Origin of the sequence: Bifidobacterium sp. UBA6881 (assembly GCA_002451435.1) — a bacterium.
Classification (GTDB): domain Bacteria; phylum Actinomycetota; class Actinomycetes; order Actinomycetales; family Bifidobacteriaceae; genus Bifidobacterium.
Window position 1 is genome coordinate 4,718 of the sequence record DKCF01000072.1, and the last position, 3,350, is coordinate 8,067.

2 protein-coding genes are annotated in these 3,350 nt (G+C 62.6%); one reads left to right on the forward strand and one right to left on the reverse strand.

Annotated features, from left to right (window positions below; translation table 11 throughout):
• On the reverse strand, positions 1-1,416 hold a 1,416-nt coding region (locus B3C64_RS05535), incomplete at its 3' end, for an aspartate ammonia-lyase (RefSeq protein ID WP_291534301.1).
• 282 nt (positions 1,417-1,698) lie between these two features.
• Here B3C64_RS05535 and B3C64_RS05540 point away from each other — a divergent pair.
• Complete coding sequence (locus tag B3C64_RS05540) at positions 1,699-3,057, forward strand: chloride channel protein (RefSeq protein ID WP_414632168.1); 1,359 nt, start codon at positions 1,699-1,701, stop codon at positions 3,055-3,057.
• Positions 3,058-3,350: the final 293 nt, after the last annotated feature.

A 3,350-nucleotide genomic window follows, 5' to 3' on the forward strand; every position in this document is an offset into this window, starting at 1 on the left:
CGCCGGGTCGAGCAGGGCATCCAGCTGTTCCGCGGACAGGTCGGTCCGCTCTTCGGCCACTTCGCGGATCGTGCGGCCGGAGGCGACGGCTTCCGCGGAAATCGCGCTGGCCGCCTCGTAGCCGATGACGTCGTTGAGCGCGGCCGAAATGGCAGGGGAGCGCAACGCGTGCTCGCGCCCGGCCCGCACGTCGACCACGATGCCTTCGACGCAATTGGTGCGGAACATATCCATGGCACGGGTCATCAGCTCCATGCCGCTGAGGATCTGATGCACGATCAGCGGATCGAAGGCGTTGAGCTGCAGTTGGCCTTCGGCGGCGGCCCAATTGACCGTCACATCCATACCGAACACCGTGAAACAGCATTGGTCCACACATTCGGGAATCACCGGATTCACCTTCGCCGGCATGATGCTGGAACCGGCCTGTCTTGGCGGCACTTTGAGATCACCGAAGCCTGCGCGCGGCCCTGAATTGAGCAGACGCAGGTCGTCGGCGGCCTTCTTCAGGTGAATCGCCAGATTCTTCAATACCGCCGAAGCCGCGATATAAGCGCTCATGTCGGTCATCGCGGCCACGGGATCGGGCGCCGCGGTGATGGGAAGGCCCGTGATCTGACGCATATGCTCGGTAGCCGTCTCACGGAATCGCAGGTCGGCGCAAATGCCGGTGCCGATGGCCGTGGCACCAAGGTTGAGTACGCACAGATCCGGCACCAACCGTTCCATCGCCTCCATATCAAGCTTCAGAAAACTGGCGAACGCATGGAACTCCTGGCCGAAGGTCATCGGCACCGCGTCCTGAAGCTGGGTGCGTCCCAGCTTGACGTCGTTCGCATGCTTGTCGGCCAGATCGTGCAATGCCTTGCGGAGCCTGCCCGTGGCATCGAGAAGCGGATGCAGCGCATCCACAATGGCGAGCTTGCACGCCGCGGGGTACGTGTCGTTCGTGGACTGCGAGTGGTTGACATGGTCGTTGGGATGGATGAAGCCGTAATCGCCACGTTGATGGCCTGCCAGCTCAAGCGCGCGGTTGGCGATGACCTCGTTCATATTCATATTGGCCGACGTTCCCGCGCCTCCCTGCAGCACATCCACCGGGAACTGGTCGGCAAGTCCGCCGTTTTCGATTTCCAGACACGCCTGCTCGATAAGCGTCGCCTTTTCACGGTCGATCAGTCCAAGCTCGGCGTTGGCCGCCGCGCAGGCCCGCTTGACCGTCGCGTATGCGCGGATCAGCGAAGGATGGTCGCCGTCCGTGATTCCGGAAACGGTGAAATTGCCGATGGCGCGTTGCGTATGGATGCCCCAATACGCATCGGCGGGCACATCAAGCGTGCCGATGCAGTCGTGTTCGGTGCGGAAACCGGCGACGGTGCCGGTTCCTGCGGCTTTGCTGTCATGTATTTCGTTCATGCCTTCCATCATGACGTATCGCAGGGCGAAACGCTACGCATTGCGCTGTACGCGGGGTGGTGTGCCTGGGTGCGTCACATTCAAGGCGTGCTTGCATCGGGCCTCTGTTTGGATGTTGTCAATTGCGGCTCGCGACCTGTACAGATGCCATTTGCATATGTGCATCCACGTTCCATCATGCTCCATCGTGGCGTGAATGCGCCGCAAAATCCGTCGCCGGTGGAACGATGGTGGTGGAACAGAGCGAATGGAAGACGAGGTCGACGCAACGTGGAAGAGGGAATGACGGCACGCGAATCGCGGCAATCGGGGAACATGCGGCAACCGCGGCAGGAAAACACCGGTGTCGCGCAGAATGACCGGCAGCCGAAGATCGGCAGGATTCCCGCACTGATCATGGCGGTGGCGGTGGTCGGCGTCGCCATCGGCGCGGCAGCCGGTCTGCTAACGCTGATGCTGTACCAGGTCGAGCGTCTCGCACTCGGATACATCGAAAACGCGCACGAATCCGGCCCGTTCAACGTGACCGCCATCCGACGCGCGGTCTCCGTCACCGTGGGCGCCACCGTCGCGGCCGTGGTCTGGTGGCTGCTGCGTACGCGCACCACCAAAGTGCCGTCCGTCAAAAAAGCCGTGGGCGGGGCGCTGATGCCAATCTGGCAGACCGTCGTGCACGTGCTGTTGCAGATCTTCATCGTCGGCACCGGCATGTCGATCGGACGCGAGGTGGCCCCGCGCGAACTGGGTGCGATGTTCGGACAGCGGTTCGCCCGCTGGGTGCGCCTCGATGCGAAGGACACGCGCATGCTGGTGGCCATCACCGCGGCCGCGGGCTTGGCGGGCGTGTACAACGCGCCACTCGCCGGCACGTTCTTCGCCGTGGAGATTCTGCTGGCGGACATCACGCTCGAAACCGTCACGCTCGCCTTCGCCTGCTCCGCGCTCGCCTCATGGGTGGCGAGCCTGATCAAAGGCACGCATACCTTCTATCTGATCGGCAAGGCGGATGGTCTGTTCACGCCCGATTACATGCTGTTCGCGCTGGTCGCGGGTCTGGTTCTCGGTGCCGCCGGCGCGTTGTTCCGCCGTGGTTCGCAATGGGCGGGGAAGAACAAGCCATCCGGCGTGGGCATTCTGTGGCAGATGCCGCTTGCGGGCCTGCTGACCGGCGTTGTGGCGATCTGGGTGCCGCAGGTGATGGGCAATGGCCGCGCCACCGCGCAGCTGAGCTTCTCGTCGCAGGCCGATCTGGCGGTGCTGCCGATGCTGTTGCTGAGTTTCGTGGCGAAAGCGGTCGTCACCCTGCTGACGATTCGCTCGGGCGCGTCCGGCGGCGTGCTGCAGCCCGGCATCGCGTTGGGCGCGTCCGGCGGCGCGGTGTTGGGCGTTCTCTGGATGCAGATGTTCCACACGAATTCGATCGGCATGTATGCGCTGCTTGGCGCGTGCGCGCTGCTCGCGGCCTCGCAGCAGGCGCCGCTGATGGCGATCTGTCTGGTGATGGAACTGGCCGACGCTCCGATCAACCTGTTCGTGCCGATTGGCCTTGCCGTCGCGGTCAGCGCGTTCGCCGCCTCCCGTCTGGCCAAGCCCCTCGCCGTTTTCCATCTGCCGATCCCGCATCCCACGAAAGCGAAATAGCCGGCGCCCAATCGTCCGTCCGTCACATGGTGTTTCCGCTCATTCCTCTACTCGTTGCGGAATTGCGAGACCATGTACACCGGTAGGTAATCGATGTTCCCCTCGCATTGTGTATTGGTCTCAGCGAGTACTGTACCCTTGTGGATTCCGAAGTTCTCTGTGTACAGCGCCTTGGTGAGAGCGCTGTGACGCTTATAGCTCTTGCCTGACTTGACCTCTATGGGTCGTATGTACCCGTGAGGGTATTCGATGACGAAATCCAACTCTCCGATCGAGTTGTTCTTGTAATAGAA

Coding starts and splice junctions, on each gene's coding strand:
- B3C64_RS05540 (WP_414632168.1), top strand. CDS start 1,699: ATGACGGCACGCGAATCGCGGCAATCGGGGAACATGCGGCAACCGCGG.